This is a genomic window from Serratia proteamaculans (assembly GCF_013337185.1).
GTDB lineage: Bacteria > Pseudomonadota > Gammaproteobacteria > Enterobacterales > Enterobacteriaceae > Serratia > Serratia proteamaculans_D.
The window spans coordinates 681,271-701,574 of the sequence record NZ_SWDE01000002.1 but is presented as its reverse complement, the minus strand read 5'-3'; the positions used below and the strand labels follow the sequence as shown (position 1 = coordinate 701,574).

The 20,304-nt window shown below is 55.4% G+C and carries 18 protein-coding genes and 1 pseudogene; 10 read left to right on the top strand and 9 right to left on the bottom strand.

Annotated features, from left to right (window positions below; genetic code table 11):
- From FCL49_RS13535 to FCL49_RS13525, 3 genes and pseudogenes are all read right to left on the bottom strand, one after another.
- Positions 1 to 204 (bottom strand): annotated as a pseudogene (locus FCL49_RS13535) (transketolase); the annotation flags it as partial.
- A gap of 17 nt (positions 205 to 221) precedes the next feature.
- The gene (gene tal, locus FCL49_RS13530; protein ID WP_174353979.1) at positions 222 to 1,172 is read right to left on the bottom strand and encodes a transaldolase; all 951 of its coding nucleotides are present in this window, start codon (positions 1,170 to 1,172) and stop codon (positions 222 to 224) included.
- A gap of 285 nt (positions 1,173 to 1,457) precedes the next feature.
- The gene (locus FCL49_RS13525; protein WP_012146190.1) at positions 1,458 to 2,051 is read right to left on the bottom strand and encodes a lytic polysaccharide monooxygenase; all 594 of its coding nucleotides are present in this window, start codon (positions 2,049 to 2,051) and stop codon (positions 1,458 to 1,460) included.
- 405 nt (positions 2,052 to 2,456) lie between these two features.
- Between FCL49_RS13525 and FCL49_RS13520 the strand changes: the two genes are divergently transcribed.
- Positions 2,457 to 3,398: a LysR family transcriptional regulator gene (locus FCL49_RS13520; protein ID WP_174353978.1), complete on the top strand. Its 942-nt coding sequence runs from the start codon at positions 2,457 to 2,459 to the stop codon at positions 3,396 to 3,398.
- 97 nt (positions 3,399 to 3,495) lie between these two features.
- Here the strand turns inward: FCL49_RS13520 and FCL49_RS13515 are convergent, their stop codons facing one another.
- Positions 3,496 to 4,995, bottom strand: coding sequence for a glycosyl hydrolase family 18 protein (locus FCL49_RS13515; protein WP_174353977.1), 1,500 nt, complete (start codon positions 4,993 to 4,995; stop codon positions 3,496 to 3,498).
- 296 nt (positions 4,996 to 5,291) lie between these two features.
- Between FCL49_RS13515 and FCL49_RS13510 the strand changes: the two genes are divergently transcribed.
- The 5 genes from FCL49_RS13510 (at position 5,292) to maeB (ending at position 8,991) form a co-directional block, all read left to right on the top strand.
- Entirely contained in the window at positions 5,292 to 5,618 is a 327-nt protein-coding gene (locus tag FCL49_RS13510; protein ID WP_012146187.1) for a phage holin, lambda family, read from the top strand.
- Positions 5,608 to 6,009 carry a M15 family metallopeptidase gene (locus FCL49_RS13505; protein WP_135317493.1) on the top strand — a complete coding sequence of 134 codons (402 nt, stop codon included), beginning with the start codon at positions 5,608 to 5,610 and terminating at the stop codon, positions 6,007 to 6,009. Before FCL49_RS13510 ends, FCL49_RS13505 begins: the two co-directional genes overlap by 11 nt.
- Positions 6,006 to 6,389 carry a DUF2570 family protein gene (locus FCL49_RS13500; RefSeq protein WP_174353976.1) on the top strand — a complete coding sequence of 128 codons (384 nt, stop codon included), beginning with the start codon at positions 6,006 to 6,008 and terminating at the stop codon, positions 6,387 to 6,389. Before FCL49_RS13505 ends, FCL49_RS13500 begins: the two co-directional genes overlap by 4 nt.
- The gene (gene lysC, locus FCL49_RS13495; RefSeq protein ID WP_174353512.1) at positions 6,373 to 6,543 is read left to right on the top strand and encodes an Rz1-like lysis system protein LysC; all 171 of its coding nucleotides are present in this window, start codon (positions 6,373 to 6,375) and stop codon (positions 6,541 to 6,543) included. Before FCL49_RS13500 ends, lysC begins: the two co-directional genes overlap by 17 nt.
- Positions 6,544 to 6,711: 168 nt before the next feature.
- Positions 6,712 to 8,991: an NADP-dependent oxaloacetate-decarboxylating malate dehydrogenase gene (maeB, locus tag FCL49_RS13490; RefSeq protein WP_174353975.1), complete on the top strand. Its 2,280-nt coding sequence runs from the start codon at positions 6,712 to 6,714 to the stop codon at positions 8,989 to 8,991.
- Positions 8,992 to 9,038: 47 nt separating this feature from the next.
- Here maeB and mmuM read toward each other — a convergent pair whose 3' ends face one another.
- Positions 9,039 to 9,977 (bottom strand): homocysteine S-methyltransferase, encoded by a 939-nt coding sequence (gene mmuM / locus FCL49_RS13485; protein ID WP_174353974.1) that lies wholly within the window; start codon positions 9,975 to 9,977, stop codon positions 9,039 to 9,041.
- Positions 9,967 to 11,376, bottom strand: a complete 1,410-nt coding sequence (mmuP, locus tag FCL49_RS13480; protein WP_174353973.1) for an S-methylmethionine permease — start codon at positions 11,374 to 11,376, stop codon at positions 9,967 to 9,969. Before mmuP ends, mmuM begins: the two co-directional genes overlap by 11 nt.
- A gap of 192 nt (positions 11,377 to 11,568) precedes the next feature.
- Here mmuP and FCL49_RS13475 point away from each other — a divergent pair, with 192 nt between their 5' ends.
- The 4 genes from FCL49_RS13475 to FCL49_RS13460 all read left to right on the top strand — a co-directional run bounded on the left by FCL49_RS13475 (position 11,569) and on the right by FCL49_RS13460 (position 17,887).
- The gene (locus FCL49_RS13475) at positions 11,569 to 12,408 is read left to right on the top strand and encodes a ChaN family lipoprotein (RefSeq protein ID WP_174354005.1); all 840 of its coding nucleotides are present in this window, start codon (positions 11,569 to 11,571) and stop codon (positions 12,406 to 12,408) included.
- Between the two features lie 102 nt (positions 12,409 to 12,510).
- Entirely contained in the window at positions 12,511 to 13,311 is an 801-nt protein-coding gene (locus FCL49_RS13470) for a TonB family protein (RefSeq protein WP_174353972.1), read from the top strand.
- Positions 13,312 to 13,388: 77 nt separating this feature from the next.
- Complete coding sequence (locus FCL49_RS13465; protein WP_174353971.1) at positions 13,389 to 15,512, top strand: S9 family peptidase; 2,124 nt, start codon at positions 13,389 to 13,391, stop codon at positions 15,510 to 15,512.
- Positions 15,513 to 15,643: 131 nt separating this feature from the next.
- Positions 15,644 to 17,887 carry a TonB-dependent receptor domain-containing protein gene (locus FCL49_RS13460; protein WP_174353970.1) on the top strand — a complete coding sequence of 748 codons (2,244 nt, stop codon included), beginning with the start codon at positions 15,644 to 15,646 and terminating at the stop codon, positions 17,885 to 17,887.
- A 17-nt stretch (positions 17,888 to 17,904) separates the two neighbouring features.
- Here the strand turns inward: FCL49_RS13460 and FCL49_RS13455 are convergent, their stop codons facing one another.
- From FCL49_RS13455 to amiA, 3 genes are all read right to left on the bottom strand, one after another.
- Positions 17,905 to 18,360, bottom strand: coding sequence for a YaiI/YqxD family protein (locus FCL49_RS13455; RefSeq protein WP_037424104.1), 456 nt, complete (start codon positions 18,358 to 18,360; stop codon positions 17,905 to 17,907).
- Entirely contained in the window at positions 18,360 to 19,280 is a 921-nt protein-coding gene (gene hemF / locus FCL49_RS13450; protein ID WP_174353969.1) for an oxygen-dependent coproporphyrinogen oxidase, read from the bottom strand. The genes FCL49_RS13455 and hemF overlap by 1 nt, the downstream gene beginning before the upstream one ends.
- A 69-nt stretch (positions 19,281 to 19,349) precedes the next feature.
- Positions 19,350 to 20,249 carry an N-acetylmuramoyl-L-alanine amidase AmiA gene (gene amiA, locus FCL49_RS13445; protein WP_174353968.1) on the bottom strand — a complete coding sequence of 300 codons (900 nt, stop codon included), beginning with the start codon at positions 20,247 to 20,249 and terminating at the stop codon, positions 19,350 to 19,352.
- Between the last annotated feature and the right edge of the window lie 55 nt (positions 20,250 to 20,304).

Sequence of the window (20,304 nt, the reverse complement as noted above, 5' to 3'; positions counted from 1 at the left end):
GGAGCCATGGCCGTTGGAGAGGACGAAGCGGTCACGGTCAGCCCAGTGCGGGTTGGTCGGGTTGTGGTTCAGGTAGTCACGCCAGAGGACTTCGGCGATGTCCGCCATGCCCATAGGTGCACCCGGGTGGCCGGAATTTGCTTTTTGTACGGCGTCCATGCTGAGTGCGCGGATGGCGTTGGCAAGCTCTTTACGAGAGGACATGTTTTACTCCAGTGTAATTACAGTTCGGCGGCCAGCATGTCTTCCAGCTTCTGCTGGTCAACGGCGAACAGACGGATACCTTCGGCCAGTTTTTCAACCGCCATGGCGTCCTGATTGTGCTGCCAACGGAATTCAGATTCTGCCAGTGGGGCAGGCTGATGGAAACCTTCGGTGGATGGCGTCAATTTACGCTCGACCGGTTGCTCGCTTTGTTTGAGTTGTTCCAGCAGGTTTGGTGCGATGGTCAGGCGATCGCAACCGGCCAGGGCCAGAATTTGCTCTACCTTGCGGAAGCTGGCACCCATAATCACCGTCTGATAACGGTGCTGTTTGTAGTATTCATAAATGTTGCGCACTGATTTCACGCCTGGATCCTGCTCGGCGTCGTAGTCAGCCGCAGGCTGTTTAGCCTGATACCAGTCATAGATACGGCCAACGAAAGGTGAAATCAGGAACACGCCGGCTTCGGCACAGGCGCGGGCCTGGGCGAAAGAGAACAGCAGCGTCAGGTTGGTGTTGATGCCTTCTTTTTCCAGCTCCTCGGCGGCTTTGATGCCTTCCCAGGTAGAAGCCAGCTTGATCAGAATACGTGACTTATCAATGCCCTGTTGCTGATACAGCGCGATCAGCTTGCGCGCCTTGGCCACGCACATACCGCGGTCGAAGGACAGGCGGGCATCCACTTCGGTGGAAATACGGCCCGGCACGCTTTTCAGGATTTCGACGCCGATATTGACCGCCAGTTTGTCGCAGGCATTAATCAATTGGGTTTCTTTGCTGCCGCCTTGCTGGCGGGCATAGCTCAGGGCTTCGAGGATCAGTGGCTTATATTGAGGCAGTGCAGCGGCCTTCAGGATCAGTGAAGGGTTGGTGGTGGCGTCTTGCGGTTCGAACTGACGGATCGATTCGATGTCGCCGCTGTCGGCTACAACCGTGGTTAGCTGCTTGAGTGCATCCAGTTGATTCATTTATAAGCTCCTTGACCAAACGTCAATGTAGGGAAATGAGAACGTTTTCCATCGTAGGCTGCACACACTGCATCAGAAGCCTGCCGATTAAAATGCGCTTTTTCTGATTGTTGCAATGGATAAGAACGATGGATCCCCTCCAAAGCCAGGCAGACTGCGGCTTTACGGCCGTAGCTGGGAGGCAAAAAAGCGGGGCTTGATGAGAAAAATCAGGCTTATAAGCGGCAACAGACAATAAAAAAGGGTTCAGCACCCGGCTGAACCCTGCGGTATTCCCCCTCCTTATTATTTAGTCAAATTAACGTCAATTGCCTGATAGAAGGCATTGGCCGTATCTGCCACATCCCACACGGCGAGGATCACGTGCGAACCACTACGGTCTGCCGGTATGTTGCAGTGGTGGGTGACCTGCGCGGCAGGGATCGCGCCGCCGTCGTTCTGTTGGCAGAACGGTGTCAGGTCAAACGACGCACGGGTCAGCGGCTGGGAGGCATCCCAGTTCGGCTTGGTAATGAAATAACGCCAGCTGGTGGTGCTATGGCGAGCCGTGAGCGTCCAGGTGAAGGAGTTGGCACCGGTGTGCAGGTTGATTTTGTTCCAGCGGGTTGGGGTTTGCTGATCCAGCTCGAAGAAGGTGGATTTGTCGGCGCTGGCGATATGCCCATCTGCCGGCCCGGCCTGTGGGAAGCCTTTCAGCCCTTCAACGCTTTGCGGTTCGTATTGCACGCTGCCGCATTGGGTATTGAGTTGCAGCTTGCACTGGTAGGAACGGCTGGCCGGGGTTTCGACATAGCCGTGGGCGGCAGCCTGTTGCGATACGCCGAACAGTGCGGCGCTCAGCAGACCAAGGGACATAAGGGTACGGGAAGTATTGTTCATAAGTCACTCCTGACTGAAGTTGTATTGTAAGTCGGATTTATTTCACCGGTGAAATGAGAGGTTATTAACGAAATTAAAAACATCATTCTTGGCGGCTTGTTTTATTTTTACTCTTAGTCTCGGCCGTCAGGGTGGAATGTTTTATAGGCTATTAACTAAAATTATTATGATGATTGTCTTTCGTTTCTTGGTTGAATTTATTTAAACACTGCTGTCTAAAAAAACGGCGTCATGATGAATTTTATTTAAAGGATTGATGAATAGTCTTTCAGATGACGTTCTCCGATATGGAGTATATTGCTTGTGGTTTTACTTACTCTTGTGTGACTTGAACGACTTTTACGCGCCAACCACTTGGGAATTTAGTGTCAATTTTTTCTTATTTTATTTCAAAGAGGAATTTGTATGACTAGATTATCCCTGGATGCGATTAAAATAATCAGCACCATAAAAAGTACCGGCTCTTTCTCAATGGCGGCGGAGGCATTGCATAAAACGCCTTCGGCGATATCCTATCGGGTATCCAATATTGAAAGTAAACTCTGCGTGAAACTTTTTCATCGTAATGGCCCGATGATTACCCTGACAGATGAAGGGGAATTCCTGCTGCAGGAAGGCGGTTGGATTTTAAATGCGGTGCAGGATCTTGAAAGCAGGGTGAGAAACATCCCAAAACTTGATAATAATATCCGCATCGTCGTTGATAATTTCTTTCCACTGGAAACTATCACTCAGGATATCCGCGACTATATCCAGCACAGCCCGAATGCCAACATTGCGGTACAGCGGGAAGCGCTGAATGGCACCTGGGATGCTTTGAAGAACAACCGGGCGGATTTGATTATCGCCATCGGCCAGATCCCGGACAGCGTGCAGGCCAAGACGCTGATGCTCGGCAAGCTGAATTTTGTTTTGTGCGTTTCACCTTCGCATCCCTTTGCGGCGCAGAAAAAGCCGGTGGACAAAAACCAGCGGCTGAACGATATCGTGGTGGTGATAGCCGACAGCAGCCACGAGTTGCCCAAGCGCAATCACGGTACCATGCCGTTGCAGCGTCAACTGGTGGTGTGCGACGTCGAAAGCAAGCTGGCGCTCCTCAAGCGCGGCATTGGGCACGGCTTCCTGCCACCGGCGCTGATAGAAAAAGAGCTGGCGAGTGGTGAACTGGTGACGGTACCGGTCGATATGCAAAAAGGTGACGAAATGATTTGGCTGGCCTGGCACCCGGCCAGCAAGGGCGCCGGATTTAGCTGGTGGCACGAACGGCTGACGCGCAAGAGCGACGTCTTTAGCCTGATGGGGCGCGAAGTGATACGTGATGGGGGTTACCCTTGGTGTAACAACTGAGGGAATTGACCACGAAGGGATGCGAAAATTAAACCTTTAATACAGTAAAAACCCCGTTGCCATCGGCCCCGGGGTTTTTTAATGCGGCAACCTGCCGTTATGCCACGCGGCCCACTTTCAGCCAGGCGCTGTCCGAGCCGGGTACGGAAGTGATGAAGCCCCACTTGGTCTGCCAGACGTAGCCAAGATAAGACACCAGCGCCCCCTGGTTATAGGTGGTACCGGCGACGTAGGCCGGGGCGCTCATGATCGGCAAATTACCCGGACCCACGCCGGTATAACGCAGGCCGGTGCCCATATCCAGTTGACTGTCATCGTAGTCTGCCGCGTTGAAATAGCGGTCCAGCGACGCCAGCAGGTCGCCGTTACGGTTATCCTGGCCCAGATGCCAGAACATCACGCCGCCCAGTTGCTGCTGCTTGATGTACTTCGCCTTGTACTTGAAGCTTTCGACGTCGTCATAGGTAACGAACAGGCCGTTAGCCGCGTGATACAGGTACGGTGTTTTGGTCTTGTCGTTCCACAGGCGCTGATAGCCGTAGTTGCCGAGCAGCATTTGCTCCAGCTGGCGATAGGAGGCGATGCGCGGATCCTTGTCGCGGACACATTCTTCGCAACCCACCAGCCAGTAGTCGGTGCCCGGGAACGGATCTTCCCCCGGCGTGCTGTGGCTGCTGTACTGGCCGCCGTTGCTGCTGCTGACGCCCTTGAACGCACGGCCATAAAACGGCACGCCCATGACGATTTTGTTGCTCGGCACGCCTTCCAGCATCAGGTGCTGTTGCACCGCCGCATCTACCGTCAGGCTGAAGGGGCTTGGGAAGGCGCGGGTCAGTTCTTCCCAGCTCCAGCCCAGGTTGGCTTCGCGCAGCGCGTTATAGAAGGTGGGTCCGGCGCTGTCGCCGAACAGGCCCGCCTGGTGGTTGGTGATTTTCTCCCAAGGGCCGGCCAGATCGTAGGTCATCAGGTTGATGTAATCGAGTGAGGCGACGATCTGCGGCAGCTTGCTGTAGTAACGCGACAGGAAGAAAGCGCCGCCGGCACCGGCAATGGTCAACTGGTAAGGCAGCGCCTGGCGACCGTCAGCCAGGGTTTGCTGGTTCAGCAGGGTGCGGATCTCCTGCAGTGCGGCGACAAAACCGTCCACTTCACTGCTCTGCGGATATTCCCAGTCTATATCCACGCCGTCAAAACCGTAGTCTTTCATAATGCGGACGCAGGATTGCGCGAATTTGGTCCGCGCCGCCGGAGTTTTCACCGCGTTGACATAGTTGGCATGGGAACCCCCCAGATCGTTGGAGTAATACCACCCGCCGATGGAGAACATGATCCGCAGGCTGGGGTTATGTGCCTTCAGCGCGGTCAAGCGGTTGACCACGTCGCGCGCTTTGGCGTCATTAGTGGCGGGATCCCAGGCGCATTCCAGATTGGCGTTAATGTCGAGGAACGAGAAATTAATGTGGGTCAGCTGTTTGGCTTTGGCCGGTGTGATGTTGGATACCGGGAAGGGCACGATTGAAGTATCAGACTCGGTATAGTTATTAATTTGGTTGGTCGGAATAAAATAATAACCAATAACGGCTTTACGTTCGGACATGGTATTTCTCCAGGGTTGAGGTTTGTTGTTATTGAGAGCCATTCTCTCGCCGCTATTAATGTTTATTTTCCTGATAAAGAGAAGTCGAAATAAATCACAGTAAAGATGAATTTTTTATCCTTCGGTGACGTTATTTGTCAGGACTTGTTGTGCCATGGCTGAGCATGAATCAATTTGAACCTAGAGGCTGTATTTATTCATTTGCTTTGTTATAGCATCCTTAACTAGATTCTGAAGGTACCGATATTCCACCGGCCGTGATTGGCAGTTAATTAAAATAAAATAGGAGTTCAGCTATGTCCAGCTTAGAGCCAGACGCTGTTGGCTTAATTATCCAGCGAGCATGTGAGTATCTCCAGCCGGTGATGAATGCCATTTTGGCGGGCATCATGGCGTTATTGCACGGCGCTTACCGCAACGTAGGTATGCGGCGTCGACTATTAAATGCCGGCATGTGCGCATTATTGGCCTGGACGGTACGGGATGCATTAGCACTGGCAGGACTGGAATTAAAGTGGGCGAATCTTGCCAGCGTACTGATTGGCTTTCTTGGGGCCGATTATATCAGCGCATTAATTAAAAAAATCATAGGAAAAAAAACGGGGCTTAAAAATGATAAATGAAATTGAAGATATTCGGTTTACCGCACGCAGTGAGGCGAATTTGGTGGGGGTTCATCCGGATCTGGTGCGGGTGATACGGCTGGCGTTGCAGTACTCGCTGGTGCCGTTTTCCATCACCGAGGGGCTGCGTACCATGGCGCGTCAACGCGATCTGGTGCGGGGTGGCCAAAGTCAGACGCTGAAAAGTCGCCATTTAACCGGCCACGCGGTGGACGTGGTGGCGATGCCGGCGGGCGTGGTGTCGTGGGAATGGGACTATTACGCGCAAATCGCGGTAGCGGTGCGCCGTGCGGCACGCGAATGCGCGGTTAACGTTGAGTGGGGAGGCGAATGGAAAACGCTGAAGGACGGGCCACACTTCCAGCTTTCCTTCAGGGATTACCCGGCATGAGCGCCTGGATAAGCCGGTTGGCGCAGGGGGGGGTGTTGCTGCTGCTGTTGGCCGCCATCTGCCTGGCCGCTTATAGCTCGCTGTTGTCGCATCGGCTGGATCTGGCGCGACAACAGGCGAGCGAACAGCAAAAGACCCTGGCGCAGCAGGCGGGGTTGATTGCCACGCTGCAAACCCAGGATGCCCAGAACCGGGCGCTGATGGCGACTCAACAGCAGCAGGAACAGCAGTTGCGCCAGCAAAGCGACGTTTACCAGAGGAAATACCGTGATGCGATTAAAAATGACGCCTGTGCTGGGCAGCCTATGCCTGGCGCTGTTATTGAGCTCCTGCGCCCAACCCCCGCAGACGGCAGCGCCGGTGGTGCTGTTGCCCCCTGAGTCGGTGTTTACTCCGTGCGAGCAGCCGCAGTTGCTGGGTAACACCTGGGGCGATGCGCTGAGTTACACGCTGGCACTACAAACCTCGTTACAAATTTGCGCAGGCCGGGTGGCGACGCTCAATGCCTGGCGTGCCCAACTGCCGTCGCACTGACGGCAGTGTTTTTCTTTTCCGTCCTGTGGTACTTCTTTTTTTACTTTTAAAAAACTATTTCGATCAAGGTTATGGCCCGGTTCAAAGTTTGTGACGTTTCTCTCACTATACTGGTCTAGCCTTACAAGTCTTACCTCAACATAAAAGCAAAAAGCATAGGAACCCATAATGGACGAACAGCTCAAACAGAGTGCGCTTGATTTTCACCAGTATCCGACCCCAGGGAAGATTCAGGTATCTCCAACCAAACCGTTGGCAACGCAACGCGATCTGGCGCTGGCCTACTCGCCGGGCGTTGCAGCCCCTTGTCTGGAAATTGCTGCCGATCCTCTCGCGGCCTACAAATACACCGCACGCGGCAACCTGGTGGCGGTGATTTCCAACGGTACGGCGGTTTTAGGGCTGGGGAATATCGGTGCCTTGGCCGGTAAGCCGGTAATGGAAGGGAAAGGCGTGCTGTTCAAGAAATTTTCCGGTATCGATGTGTTTGATATCGAAGTCGATGAGCTAAACCCTGACAAGCTGATCGACATCATCGCCGCGCTGGAACCCACCTTTGGCGGCATCAACCTGGAAGACATCAAAGCGCCGGAGTGTTTCTACATCGAGCAGAAACTGCGTGAGCGCATGAAGATCCCGGTATTCCATGACGATCAGCACGGCACCGCTATTATTACCACCGCGGCAGTGCTGAATGGCCTGCGGGTAGTGAAGAAGAATATTTCCGACGTGCGACTGGTGGTTTCCGGTGCCGGCGCGGCGTCAATTGCCTGTTTGAACCTGCTGGTGGCGCTGGGGTTGCGTCAGCAAAACATTACCGTTTGCGACTCCAAAGGGGTGATCTACAAAGGTCGCGACGCGAACATGGAACAGACCAAAGCGGCCTATGCCATTGAAGACAACGGCCAGCGTACGCTGGGGGATGCTATCCCGGATGCCGATATCTTCCTGGGCTGTTCTGGTCCGGGCGTGTTGACCCAGGACATGGTGAAAACTATGGCCAGGGATCCATTGATCATGGCGCTGGCCAACCCGGAACCGGAGATCTTGCCACCGCTGGCGAAAGCCGTGCGTCCGGACGCCATTATCTGTACCGGCCGTTCCGACTACCCGAACCAGGTGAACAACGTCTTGTGCTTCCCGTTCATCTTCCGCGGCGCGCTCGACGTGGGCGCCACTACCATCAACGAAGAGATGAAGCTGGCCTGCGTGCATGCGATTGCCGATCTGGCACTGGCGGAACAGAGCGACGTGGTGGCTTCGGCCTATGGCGACCAGGACCTGTCATTTGGTCCTGAATACATCATTCCAAAACCTTTCGACCCGCGCCTGATTGTTAAAATCGCCCCGGCGGTTGCCAAGGCGGCGATGGAGTCCGGCGTGGCGACGCGTCCGATCGAAGACTTTGATGCCTACGTCGAAAAACTGTCCGAGTTTGTCTATAAAACCAACCTGTTCATGAAGCCAATCTTCTCCCAGGCGAAAAAAGAGATGAAGCGCGTGGTGATGGCGGAAGGGGAAGAGGAAAGGGTACTGCATGCGACTCAGGAACTGGTGTCGCAGGGGCTGGCCTATCCGATCCTGGTCGGCCGTCCGAGCGTGATTGAAATGCGGCTGCAAAAACTCGGCCTGCAACTGACGCCGGGTAAAGACTTTGAAGTGGTGAACAACGAGTCCGATCCGCGTTTCAACGAATACTGGGGCGAGTATTATCAGATCATGAAGCGTCGCGGCGTATCGCAGGAACAGGCGCGTCGTGCGGTGATTGGTAACCCAACGCTGATTGCGGCGATCATGCTGCATCGCGGCGAGGCGGATGCGATGATCTGCGGCACCATCGGCAGCTATCACGAGCATTACGAGGTGGTCGAGAAAGTGTTTGGCTTCCGCGAAGGGGCACACGTCGCTGGGGCGATGAATGCGCTGCTGCTGCCAAGCGGCAACACCTTTATTGCCGACACCTATGTCAATGACGATCCGACGCCGGAGCAACTGGCAGAAATCACCCTGATGGCGGCGGAAACCGTGCGCCGTTTCGGGATTGAACCCAAGGTGGCGCTGCTGTCTCATTCCAGCTTTGGCTCTTCCGATAACCCGGCGGCCTGCAAGATGCGCAAAACGCTAGAATTGGTGAACAAGATGGCACCGGAGCTGGAGATTGACGGTGAGATGCACGGTGATGCCGCGCTGGTGGAAAGCATCCGTAATGATCTGATGCCGGACAGCCCGCTGAAAGGGGCGGCCAACGTGCTGATCATGCCGAATATGGAAGCGGCACGGATCAGCTACAACCTGTTGCGCGTATCTTCTTCCGAAGGCGTTACCGTGGGGCCGGTGCTGATGGGGGTATCGAAACCGGTACATATCCTGACGCCAATCGCCTCGGTACGTCGCATCGTCAACATGGTCGCGCTGGCCGTGGTGGAAGCGCAGACCACGCCGCTATAAGCCTTGAGTGACTATAAGCCTCCTGCGTTTCGGCGCAGGAGGCTTTTTTATGCCTTGCAGCGTGCGGCGATCTGGCGGATATCCTGTGGTGTCGTGCGGCAACAGCCACCAATCAGCATGGCGCCGATGCGTTGCCATTCGCCAATTTGATCAATCAGACTGCCGTGTGCGCCACCACAGGCATGCCAGGTTTTACTTACCGCGTCGTAGTGTTCACCCGAGTTTGGATAGACCAGCAGCGGCTTGTCAGCCAGTGCGGCAAACTGTTGCAGCGCCGGAGCCACATTTTCCAGCGCAATGCAGTTAATGCCAATTGCCAGCACCTGTGGATTGGCGTGCAGCAGAGCCATGACCTCGGTCAGCGGCGTCCCGTCGCTGAGGTGTTGACTGTCGCGCAGGGTGAAAGCGAACCAGGCACCCAGAGTGGGGAACTCTTCCAGCAGCGTCAGCAACGCCTGTAGCTCACTGAAGGACGGCAGGGTTTCACAGGCCAGTAAATCCACCCCGGCTTCGGCCAGTGCGCTGATACGCGGGCGATGGAAAGCCATCATCTCCTCCTGCGGCAGCGAGTAATCACCGCGATATTCAGACCCGTCGGCCAGATAAGCACCATAGGGACCCACCGAGCCGGCAATCAGCAGCGGTGTAGCCTGCGGGTGCTGTGCCAGATAGTCGCGGCGTGCCTGCTGCGCCAGTTGCACGCTTTTGGCAATCAGCGCCAGTGACTGCGCTTGATCCAGCCCCCGGCGCAAAAAGCCTTGTGGCGTGGCCTGATAGCTGGCGGTGATGGCGCACTGTGCCCCGGCGTTGAAATAATCGAGATGCACCTGATAAATCAGCTCAGGATTTTCAATCAGCACTTTCGCCGACCACAGCGGGTCGCTCAGGTCGCAGCCGCGGGCTTCCAGTTCGGTGGCCAACGCGCCGTCTAAAATCAGCGTAGGGTTGGCGCTCAAGAGTGTGGCGACAGGGTTGTTAACCGACATGATTCTCTCCCAGAGACGTTTTTTGCCCGGCACGGCGGGTCAGATAATAGGCGATGTAACACAGGGCGACAAAGGGCAGCCCGCAATAAAGCGCGATACGCTGCTCTGGATCGAACGCCAGCCCGACGCAGGCCAGCAGGCACAGGGTGAAACCGACGATCGGCGTTAGCGGGTAACCCGGCGCGCGGTATTTCAGGCCGGAAATGGGCTGGCCGCTGCGGACATAATGACGGCGGAAAGCGAAGTGCGAGGCACAGATGCTCAACCAGACCACCACCACCGCAAAGCCGGAAATCGCTGACAGCGCCACGAACACCGTGTCCGGAGCGATCACGCTGGTCAGCAATGCCAGTACACCGCCGAGCATGCTGAAGGTCAGCGCGTTAATCGGGATGCCGCGTTTATTCACGCGGGAGAAATAGGCCGGCAGGGTACGCTGGTTGGCCAGCGACCACAGCATGCGCCCCGAAGCGTACAGGCCCGAGTTGGCCGCCGACAAAATGGCGGTCAGGATCACGAAATTAAAGATATCGGCGGCATAGGGCACTCCGATACGTTCAAATACCAGTACAAACGGGCTTTTGACAATCCCGGCCTGATCCATCGGGATCAACGCGGCCAGAATAAATACCGTACCGATAAAGAACAGCATCAGGCGGATCACCGTGGTACGTATCGCCCAGGGCACCACCTTTTCCGGGTTCTCGGTTTCACCGGCGGCAATGCCGATAAGTTCGGTACCGGAAAACGCGAAATTCACCGCTACCATGGTCATCAGGATCGGCAAGGTGCCGTTTGGCAGCCAGCCGGAGGCGGTCAAGTTATGCAGGAAGGGCGCCGGCGTGCCGTCTTTCATCGGCAGCAGGCCGAACATGGCAGCACCGCCGAGGATGATAAACGCCAGAATGGTAACGACCTTGATCAGCGAGAACCAGAATTCGCTCTCAGCAAAGAAGCGGGTGGTGACCACGTTAAGCAGGAAAATCGCCGCGCAGAAGATTAAACACCACAGCCACACCGGTGATTGCGGGAACCAATACTGCATGCAGAAACCGGCGGCGGTCAGGCTGGAACCCAGTGCTACCGTCCAGGTCAGCCAGTACAGCCAGGCGACGGTGTAACCGGTGGCCGGGCCAAGATAGCGTGATGCGTAGACGTGGAAGGCACCGGTTTCGGGCATTGCCACCGACAGTTCACCCAGGCACAGCATCACCAGATAGACCACCAGTGCGCCGATCAGATAGGCCAGCAGGGTGCCGAGAGCACCGGTAGTGGAAATGATATAGCCGGTGTTGAAGAACAGCCCGGTACCAATCACGCCGCCCAGTGACAGCATCACCAGATGTCGGGCCTTCATGGTGCGTTTGAACTGCCCTTCGGCGGGAACGGCTGTGTGCATAATATTCTATCCGTGTAGACGTCTAAACAGCTAAATGGCTATCGGTTATACCCGCAATACTTCACGAAATCAATGTGTGAGCGGAAACCATAAAGTAAAAACCGTTATCAGCTTCTCAGGAAAGGGGGTTCTCTATATGCAAATGATAATTATTATCTATAATGTCGCCACTTTTATTACAAGGGCAGCATGATGAGATTTTTGATTTTATTGGCCGCGCTGGCACTGGGCGCCTGCAGTCAGGCCCCGGTTTCCTCGCCGAAAAACAGCCTTGATAACCTGGGGGAAATTACCGACTTGCGCAGTGGCGAAAGTTTGTCACCCGAGCAATTGCTGAGCCGATTGGCTGCTCAGCCACGGGTTATCGTCGGGGAAAAACATGACAACCCGTACCACCACCAGATTGAACTGTGGCTGGTGGAAAACTTACCGCAACGGCGGCCGCAGGGCAGCGTATTGATGGAGATGATTAACCCGAGCCAACAGGCCAAGGTGAGTCAGGTGAAACAGTGGCTGCAGGGTAATCCGGCGGTGCGTGACAGCCGCGTGGCGGAGTTGATCGACTGGCAACCTGGCTGGAAATGGTCGCTGTATGGCGATTTGACGATGGCGGCGATGCGCGCGCCGTACCCACTTTGGGCGGCCAACCTGGATCGCGATGAAATCATGGCGTTTTATCAGCAGCCGGTTTTCCCGCAAGGCCAACTGTCGGTGCGCCCAGCGGTGCAGAAGGCGCTGGAGGAAACGATTCGTACGTCGCACGGTGGGAAAATTGAGCCTCAACAGCTGCACGCCATGCTGGCTATCCAACAGCAACGCGATCGACGTATGGCTGAACGTTTGCTGGCCGCGCCGACGCCGACGCTACTGATTGCCGGCGGCTATCATGCTTCAAAATCGGTGGGGGTGCCGCTGCACGTGCAGGATCTGCAGCCGACCGCTTTGCCGACCGTGTTGATGCTGGCTGAGCCTGGTGTGCAGGTCGATAAGCAGGTAGCGGATTACCTGTGGGTGACTCCAGCGGTTAAATGATTAGGTTAAGACGGTGAAAAGAACTGTTAATACAAATTACAAATGATTATCATTAGCAAATGAGATCTAAAATCATTCGTAATTAAGAAATCTAATATCCCTATGCTAAGTCAGGCTTTATCTTATCCGCTCGCCTCAATGCCACAGCCGCGCTGGGCGCGCGGATTTTTATGTGCGCTAGCGGCACATCTGGCGCTGGTGCTGCTGTTTTATTGGCCGTCCACATCGTTGCCGCCGATGCAGCTACCGCCACCGGCGGTGATGATGAGTTGGGCGGCGCAGATTGAAGCACCGGAAAGCCCCAAGCCGCTGCCGTTGGGCGTGCAACAGGCTGAGTCCGCTGCGGCGCAACCTGCCGAACAGCAGGAGCAGCCGGACTTGCCCAGGCTGGCGCGGGCCGAAAAGACCAGGATTAGCGTAGCTGAGAAAAAGCGGACCGAACACCGACCCCCGCAAAAAGCCCAGCCAAAGCCGGAACAGCAGGTGAAAGAGGTTAAACGCGCCGCTGTCTCCAGCGTTGCCGCACCGAAATCCTTGAACATGGCCCGGCAGACGGCCGCGCCGCTGAACAGCGATTCCGCAAGTCGCGAGCAGGTCACACTGTCGTGGGAAAGTCGGGTAAAGGGAATGCTAAACCGCATCAAACGCTATCCGCCGGACGCCCAGCGCCGCCGCCGTAGTGGCATGCCGCAGGTGTCTTTTTCTGTGGATGCACAGGGACGGGTTTTCGATCTGACCTTGCATGCCCCGTCGGGCACTGCCTCGCTGGATCGGGAAGCGTTAGCCGTGGTTATGCGGGCGCAGCCTCTGCCGCCACCGCCGGTCGAAATGCTGCGGCAGGGCAAGGTTCAGGTGACGATGCCCATCGATTTTAATCTGGCGGCGTTGAACACCGGCCAATAATTTATTCTATGAGCAGCGGCTTTTTATTTACCTAACCAAAGGGCGGGGCTGCTGATGCCAAACCATCGTGAGGGATTATGAAACATCCACTTCTGTCGGGCCGAACGGCCATCTATGCCATGATTTCATTGAGCTTATTGGGCCAGGCCGCCAGGGCGGAGCCGCTGGCACCCAGCGCTGAGATTATCCCGCATCAATTAACTGCCCAGGGCGAAACCCGGGTGGATGATTATTATTGGCTGCGAGATGACAGCCGGCAGAATAAAAAGGTGCTGAATTATCTGACGGCGGAAAACCGTTATACCGAGCAGATGATGCAGCCGTATAAAAAACTGCGCGATAGGTTGTATCAGGAAATGCTGGGCCGCATCAGCCCGGAAGAGCGCTCGGTGCCTTATCAACTGAACGGGTATCGCTATCAGGAAAGCTATGCGGCAGGCAAAGATTTTGCTCTGTATCAGCGCCAGGCCCTGACGGCCGATGCGCCTTGGAAAACCTTGCTGGATGCCAATCAACGCGCGGCGGGGCAGGATTATTATCGCCTGGGTGGGATGGAGATAAGCCAGGATAACCAGCAGATGGCGATCGCTGAAGATTTGCAAGGGCGCAGGCAGTACCGTATTTCGCTGCGTGAAATAGACAGTGGAAAATGGGCGTCGGAAGTGATTGAAAACACCTCCGGTGACATGGCGTGGGCCAATGACGGCAAGACGCTATTTTATATTCGCAACCACCCGCAAACCCTGTTGCCCTATCAGGTTTATCGCCACCAGTCCGGCACGCCGGTAGCGGACGACAAGCTGGTATATCAGGAAAATGATGGTGGGTTCTATTTGAGCCTGGGTCGCTCTTCTTCTCGTGACTACGTCATTATTACCATCAGCGGTAATACCACTTCCGAGGCGCGACTGATTGACGCTAATCAGCCTCTGAGTAAACCGGTATTGTTTGCCGCGCGCAAGAACGGCTACGAGTATTATTTAGACCACTATCGTGGTGAGTTTTATCTGCGTTCCAACCACCAAAGCCCGCATTTTGGCCTGTACCAGACCGCGGCCGTCGGCAAGCCATGGCAAACGCTGATAGCACCGCAGGAAAAACGCGAGGTGGAAGGTTTCACGGTGTTTCGCGACTGGCTGGTAGTGAAGGAACGTGCTGATGGCCTGGTGCAACTACGGCAAATCAGTTGGGACGGTAAAACCCAGCGCAGTATTCCGTTCGATGACGCCAGCTATATGGCCTGGCTGGGCTATAACCCGGATCCGGACAACCAGCAGCTGCGCTATGGCTATTCGGCCATGACGACGCCAACCCGCACCTACCAATGGGATCTCAACAAAGGCGGGCGCACCCTGCTGAAACAGCAGGAAGTGAAGGGGGTGGATCCCAGCCAGTACCACAGCGAGCGGGTGTGGATTAACGCCCGTGACGGTGTGAAGGTGCCGGTCTCGCTGGTCTACAACAAAGCCATGTTCAAACCGGGGCACAGCCCGCTGCTGGTGTACGGTTATGGTGCCTATGGCATGAGTATGGATCCGGCCTTCAGCGCCAACCGCATTAGTTTGCTGGATCGCGGTTTCGTTTATGCGCTAATCCACGTGCGCGGTGGCGGTGAACTGGGGCAGAACTGGTACCAACAGGGCAAGTTGACTCATAAACCGAACACCTTCAGCGACTTTATCGACGCTACCCAGGCATTAATCCAACAGGGTTATGGCCAGCCGGGTCGCATTTACGCCATGGGCGGCAGTGCGGGCGGGCTGCTGATGGGGGCGATTATCAATCAGGCTCCGCAGTTGTATAACGCGGTGGTGGCGCAGGTGCCTTTCGTGGATGTGCTGACCACCATGCTGGACGACAGCATTCCGCTGACGGTTGGTGAATACGAAGAGTGGGGCAACCCGAATCAAGCGCAGGCTTATGCGTTGATCAAGTCCTATAGCCCGTATGACAACGTGGGTAAACAGGCCTATCCGAACCTGCTGGTTACCAGCGGTCTGTACGATTCCCAGGTGCAATATTGGGAACCGGCCAAATGGGTAGCCAAACTGCGTCGTTTTAAACAGGGCAATTCAGTGTTGCTGTTGGCGACCGATATGACGGCCGGCCACGGCGGGAAATCGGGTCGCCTGACGCGGCTGGAAAATAACGCTCTGGAATACAGCTTTATTATGGCGATGGATCAGAAAACACAGAAATAACCACTATCACCGTCGGGTAATAAACCCGGCGGTTTATTAAAACTATAAAAAATCAATTTACCGTCGATTTCGGCGGGCTTTTTGCTGGGCATTGTCGGCCACCAAATCTTTTTGGCAATTTCTGGGGATATATGAAAATCAAATTAATAGTAAGCCTGATCGGCGCGGGAATAGCGCTGAGCGGGATGGCGACGGCTGCGCAGAACGGGGTTGAAGCGGGAAAGGGCCAGGTCGTTTTCAGCCCATTGAATGTTTCGGCGGCAGAGAGTAGTAACAGTAGCAGTGAAAAAGAAGCGCTGGAAAAGCCCGGCGCTTTCAGCTCACGCGGGGAAAATAAGAATCTGGAGTCGGTAGACAGCATCCTGCGCAGCATGCCGGGTACCTATACCCAGATAGACCCAGGTCAGGGTTCGGTCAGCGTTAATATCCGTGGCATGAGCGGCTTTGGCCGCGTTAATACCATGGTCGATGGCATCACTCAGAACTATTATGGCAGTTCACCCAGCGACGCGGCGCATGGCGGTTTGCCCACCAGTCAGTTTGGTGCGCTGATCGATCCTAACTTTATCGTCGGCGTTGATGTGGCACGCGGTAATGCGACGGGTTCCGCTGGTGTCAATGCATTGGCGGGCAGCGCCAACTTCCGTACTATTGGTGTGGATGACGTGGTGTTTTCGGATAACCCGTTTGGCGTGCGCACCAAATTTTCTGTAGGCAATAACGGTATTGGCCGCAGCGGTATGATTGCCGTGGGTGGGAAAACCGACGCATTCGGCGACGGCGGTAGTTTGGGAGCCATGGCGGCTATCAGCGGCAGTTCTATCACCTCTAATTATAAGAACGGTTCAGGGTTTGACAGTGAAGAGTTTAATGTCGATAAAACCTATCGTCAGAATCCCAAATCTCAGTTATATAAAGTGGATATTAAACCGGATGCGTTCAATAGCATTGAACTGTCGGCCCGAACTTATCAGAACAAGATCACCCGCCGCCATATCGACAGTAATGACTTTTATATTAAATATCATTACGCCCCGTTTTCAGAGCTGATTGATTTTAATCTGACCGCCAGTACCAGCCGGGGCGAACAGCAGTTTATGTCCGATAATATGGCGGGATTCAGCGACAGCACCGCAAAAAATATCTCCGACGCGCTGGATATGAATAATACCAGTCGCTTTAGCCTGCAGGAGGTCGATTTTGCCTTTAGCTATGGCGGCAAGCTGATCCGCAACGAATACAAGAAGCGCGCCTCCGGGTTGGTGACAGATGAGGGTCAGGCGGAAAGTTCGCCGGTGGGTATTGCAGGCAAACAAAACATTGCCAGCCTTTACAGTGGGCTGCAGCTTAATTACGGCATCTGGCAGGGTAACTTTGACCTGAACTACAGCGCCTATGATATCTCCGGCTATAAACCGGCTTGCGACGATCGGGTGCAATGTTTCCCGCAGGGGGCCAGCGCCATCAATTTGAAAGAGCACGGCTTTAACCCGGCGGTGATGCTGTCCGCACAGGTGACGCCGTGGCTGCAGCCGTTCGTCAGCTACAACAAATCGATGCGTGGGCCGAATATTCAGGAGGTGTTCTTCGCCAACAGCGGCGGGCAGTCGATGAACCCGTTCCTTAAGGGGGAAACCGCAGAAACCTATCAGGCGGGTTTTAACGCCAATGCTCATGACCTGCTGTTTAAACAGGACAGTTTCCAGCTCAAGGCGGTGTATTTTGAGTCGAAAATCAAAAATTACATTTCCAGCCAGAGCTACATGGTGTGCAGCAATCGCCAAAAATGTAATCGTGCCCAGACTAGTCAGGAGGAATGGGATAACGCCGATGTGAATGTCGCCATGACCATGTACAGCAACTCTTACGAGCCAGTCAGGTCGCGTGGGGTGGAAATAGAGGCCATGTACGACGCCGGTTTCGCCTACAGCAAACTGTCTTTGAGCAAGGAGCACACCAGTCAGCCGACCAATCAGGCCAGCAATGTGTTCGGTGCTGGTGATATCAGCGAGTTACCGGAGTTGTACTTCACGCTGGATACGGGTGTGCGTTTGCTGGATGAGAAATTGACGCTGGGCGGGCTGGTGAAATACACCGGCAAGGCTGTGCGCCTTTCTCCCGATTCTAACGTCGATGAGAATGAGCAATTGCTGAAAGAGCCTGCGCCGCATATCCCGACCGTTATCGATCTGTACAGTACCTATCAATTCAACCGCAATCTGCTGTTGAAATTCAGCGTGCAGAACCTGATGGACAAAGATTATTCCGATGCATTGAACAAGATGAACGCCATGCCATCACAATCACGGGATTTCTCACCGACCAACACCGCCCGCGGCCGAACCTATATCTTCGGCGGCGAGGTGCGATTCTAAGCGAAATGCGGGCGCAATTACTGCGCCCGTTTTGCCTGCTGCAACCACTTGTCCAGCTCGTTGGCGAACTGCTGACGGTCGCGCTGATTCAGCGTATTCGGGCCGCCGGTCTGGATGCCGCTGGAGCGCAGGGTGTCCATAAAGTCACGCATGTTCAGGCGCTCACGAATGGTATCCGGGGTGTAACGTTCACCGCGTGGATTCAGCGCCACCGCCCCTTTCTCTATCACTTCTGCTGCCAGCGGGATATCGGCGGTGATCACCAGATCGCCTTTCTCACAGCGGCGCACGATTTCGTTATCCGCCACGTCAAAACCGGCCGCCACCTGCAGGGTGTGGATGTGTTTTGACGGCGGCGTTCTCAGCGGCTGGTTCGCTACCAGCGTCACCGACATTGCGGTGCGATCCGCCGCCCGAAACAGCACTTCTTTGATTACGTTGGGACAGGCGTCCGCATCAACCCAAATCTGCATCATTCCGGCTCCTTCAGCCAATCGCGTACCGGCAGGAAATCACGGTACAGCGCCGCTTCCGGGCTGTCTTCCGCCGGTTGATAGTTGTATTCCCAACGCACCAGCGGCGGCATCGACATCAGGATGGATTCGGTACGACCACCGGTTTGCAGGCCGAACAGCGTGCCCCGGTCCCAGACCAGGTTGAATTCCACGTAGCGGCCGCGGCGATACAGTTGGAACTGACGCTCGTGATCGCCCCAGCTCAGCGCCTTGCGTTTCTCTACGATCGGCAGATAGGCCTCGAGGAAGCCTTCGCCCACCGCCTGGGTAAAGGCGAAGCAGGTGGCGAAGTCCGGGGTGTTCAGGTCATCAAAGAACAGGCCGCCGATGCCGCGTGCTTCGTTGCGGTGCTTGATAAAGAAATAGTCGTCGCACCACTTTTTGTATTTGGGGTAAACCTGTTCCCCGAAGGGCGCGCACAGCTGTTCGGCGGTACGGTGCCAGTGAACGGCGTCTTCTTCGAAGCCATAAAACGGCGTCAGGTCAAAGCCACCGCCAAACCACCACACCGGTTCTTCACCCGGTTTTTCCGCAATGAAAAAGCGCACGTTGGCGTGGCTGGTAGGAATGTAGGGGCTGCGCGGATGGATCACCAGCGAGACGCCCATCGCCTGGAAGCTGCGTCCGGCCAGTTCGGGGCGATGCGCGGTAGCGGAAGCGGGCAGGGTAGCGCCGGAGACGTGTGAGAAGTTGACGCCCGCCTGTTCAAACACCGCACCGTCGGTCAACACCCGGCTGCGGCCACCGCCGCCTTCTTCACGCGTCCAGCGGTCTTCGTTGAAAACGGCGCTGCCGTCGGCCTGGGCCAACTGGCTGCAGATGCGGTCCTGCAGCGCCAGCAGGAAGGATTTTACTTCAGCGATGGTCGATAAACTCATACGGGATAATTCACAGCGTCTGACTGAACAAGGCGCAGAGTATACCTTTATTCACCGCGGCTGGCAGTATCAGCCGGGTTTTCGTTGGTGCGTATCGTAATAGCTGAAGAAACTGATCACCCCATCGGCAATGGCGCGGGCGATTTTCTCGCGGAAGGCGGTGGTGCCAAGCAGGCGCTCTTCTGCCGGGTTGGTAATGAATGAAGTTTCTACCAGCACTGACGGAATAGACGGGGATTTCAGCACCGCAAATGCCGCCTGCTCTGTACTGTTGCTGTGCAGGTGGTGTACCGGACGGATCTGGCCGAGCACGTGGCGACCGAGCGTCAGGCTGTTGTTGATGGTATCGGTCTGCACCAGATCAAACAGCACCTGTTGCAGATAGTTGTCCTGGTTTTTGTACTTGCCACCGGCCACGTCATCGGCGGCGTTTTCACGGTTGGACAGGTAACGCGCCATGGCGCTGCTGGCACCGCGATTGGACAGGGCAAACACCGAAGCGCCAGAGGCTTCCGGGCTGGTAAAACCGTCGGCGTGAATCGAGATAAACAGGTCGGCCTGATGCTGGTGGGCAATCTCCACCCGTTGGAACAGCGGGATAAACTCGTCTTCTTCCCGCGTCAGACGGACTTCGACGTGTTCCTGTTCGTGCAGGATGCGGCGCACGTGGTTGGCAATCTCCAACACGACGTGCTTTTCCTGTGAGCCTTCGCTGCCAACCGCGCCGGAGTCGATACCGCCGTGACCTGGGTCGATCATCACCAGCCTTTTACTGCCGGACGGTTTAGCTGCCGGCTTGCTTGTCGGTTTGGGATGTTGGTTGCGCAGCATGCCACCGGACTCGGCTTCGGCGCTTTGGCTTTTGCTGCCGAGCAGTACCAACGCCAGGCCGGAGAGCAGTAATTGACGTCGCGTGGGGGAAACGGAGAGCGGCTTAAAATTGAGGAATTGTTTAACCTGCTTTTTCATAATGCTACGCTCCATCGACAAATTCTATTTTGCGACGTTATATCGTATTGATAAT

Coding starts and splice junctions, on each gene's coding strand:
- tal (WP_174353979.1), bottom strand. CDS start 1,172: ATGAATCAACTGGATGCACTCAAGCAGCTAACCACGGTTGTAGCCGAC.
- FCL49_RS13525 (WP_012146190.1), bottom strand. CDS start 2,051: ATGAACAATACTTCCCGTACCCTTATGTCCCTTGGTCTGCTGAGCGCC.
- FCL49_RS13520 (WP_174353978.1), top strand. CDS start 2,457: ATGACTAGATTATCCCTGGATGCGATTAAAATAATCAGCACCATAAAA.
- FCL49_RS13515 (WP_174353977.1), bottom strand. CDS start 4,995: ATGTCCGAACGTAAAGCCGTTATTGGTTATTATTTTATTCCGACCAAC.
- FCL49_RS13510 (WP_012146187.1), top strand. CDS start 5,292: ATGTCCAGCTTAGAGCCAGACGCTGTTGGCTTAATTATCCAGCGAGCA.
- FCL49_RS13505 (WP_135317493.1), top strand. CDS start 5,608: ATGATAAATGAAATTGAAGATATTCGGTTTACCGCACGCAGTGAGGCG.
- FCL49_RS13500 (WP_174353976.1), top strand. CDS start 6,006: ATGAGCGCCTGGATAAGCCGGTTGGCGCAGGGGGGGGTGTTGCTGCTG.
- maeB (WP_174353975.1), top strand. CDS start 6,712: ATGGACGAACAGCTCAAACAGAGTGCGCTTGATTTTCACCAGTATCCG.
- mmuM (WP_174353974.1), bottom strand. CDS start 9,977: ATGTCGGTTAACAACCCTGTCGCCACACTCTTGAGCGCCAACCCTACG.
- mmuP (WP_174353973.1), bottom strand. CDS start 11,376: ATGCACACAGCCGTTCCCGCCGAAGGGCAGTTCAAACGCACCATGAAG.
- FCL49_RS13475 (WP_174354005.1), top strand. CDS start 11,569: ATGAGATTTTTGATTTTATTGGCCGCGCTGGCACTGGGCGCCTGCAGT.
- FCL49_RS13470 (WP_174353972.1), top strand. CDS start 12,511: ATGCTAAGTCAGGCTTTATCTTATCCGCTCGCCTCAATGCCACAGCCG.
- FCL49_RS13465 (WP_174353971.1), top strand. CDS start 13,389: ATGAAACATCCACTTCTGTCGGGCCGAACGGCCATCTATGCCATGATT.
- FCL49_RS13460 (WP_174353970.1), top strand. CDS start 15,644: ATGAAAATCAAATTAATAGTAAGCCTGATCGGCGCGGGAATAGCGCTG.
- FCL49_RS13455 (WP_037424104.1), bottom strand. CDS start 18,360: ATGCAGATTTGGGTTGATGCGGACGCCTGTCCCAACGTAATCAAAGAA.
- hemF (WP_174353969.1), bottom strand. CDS start 19,280: ATGAGTTTATCGACCATCGCTGAAGTAAAATCCTTCCTGCTGGCGCTG.
- amiA (WP_174353968.1), bottom strand. CDS start 20,249: ATGAAAAAGCAGGTTAAACAATTCCTCAATTTTAAGCCGCTCTCCGTT.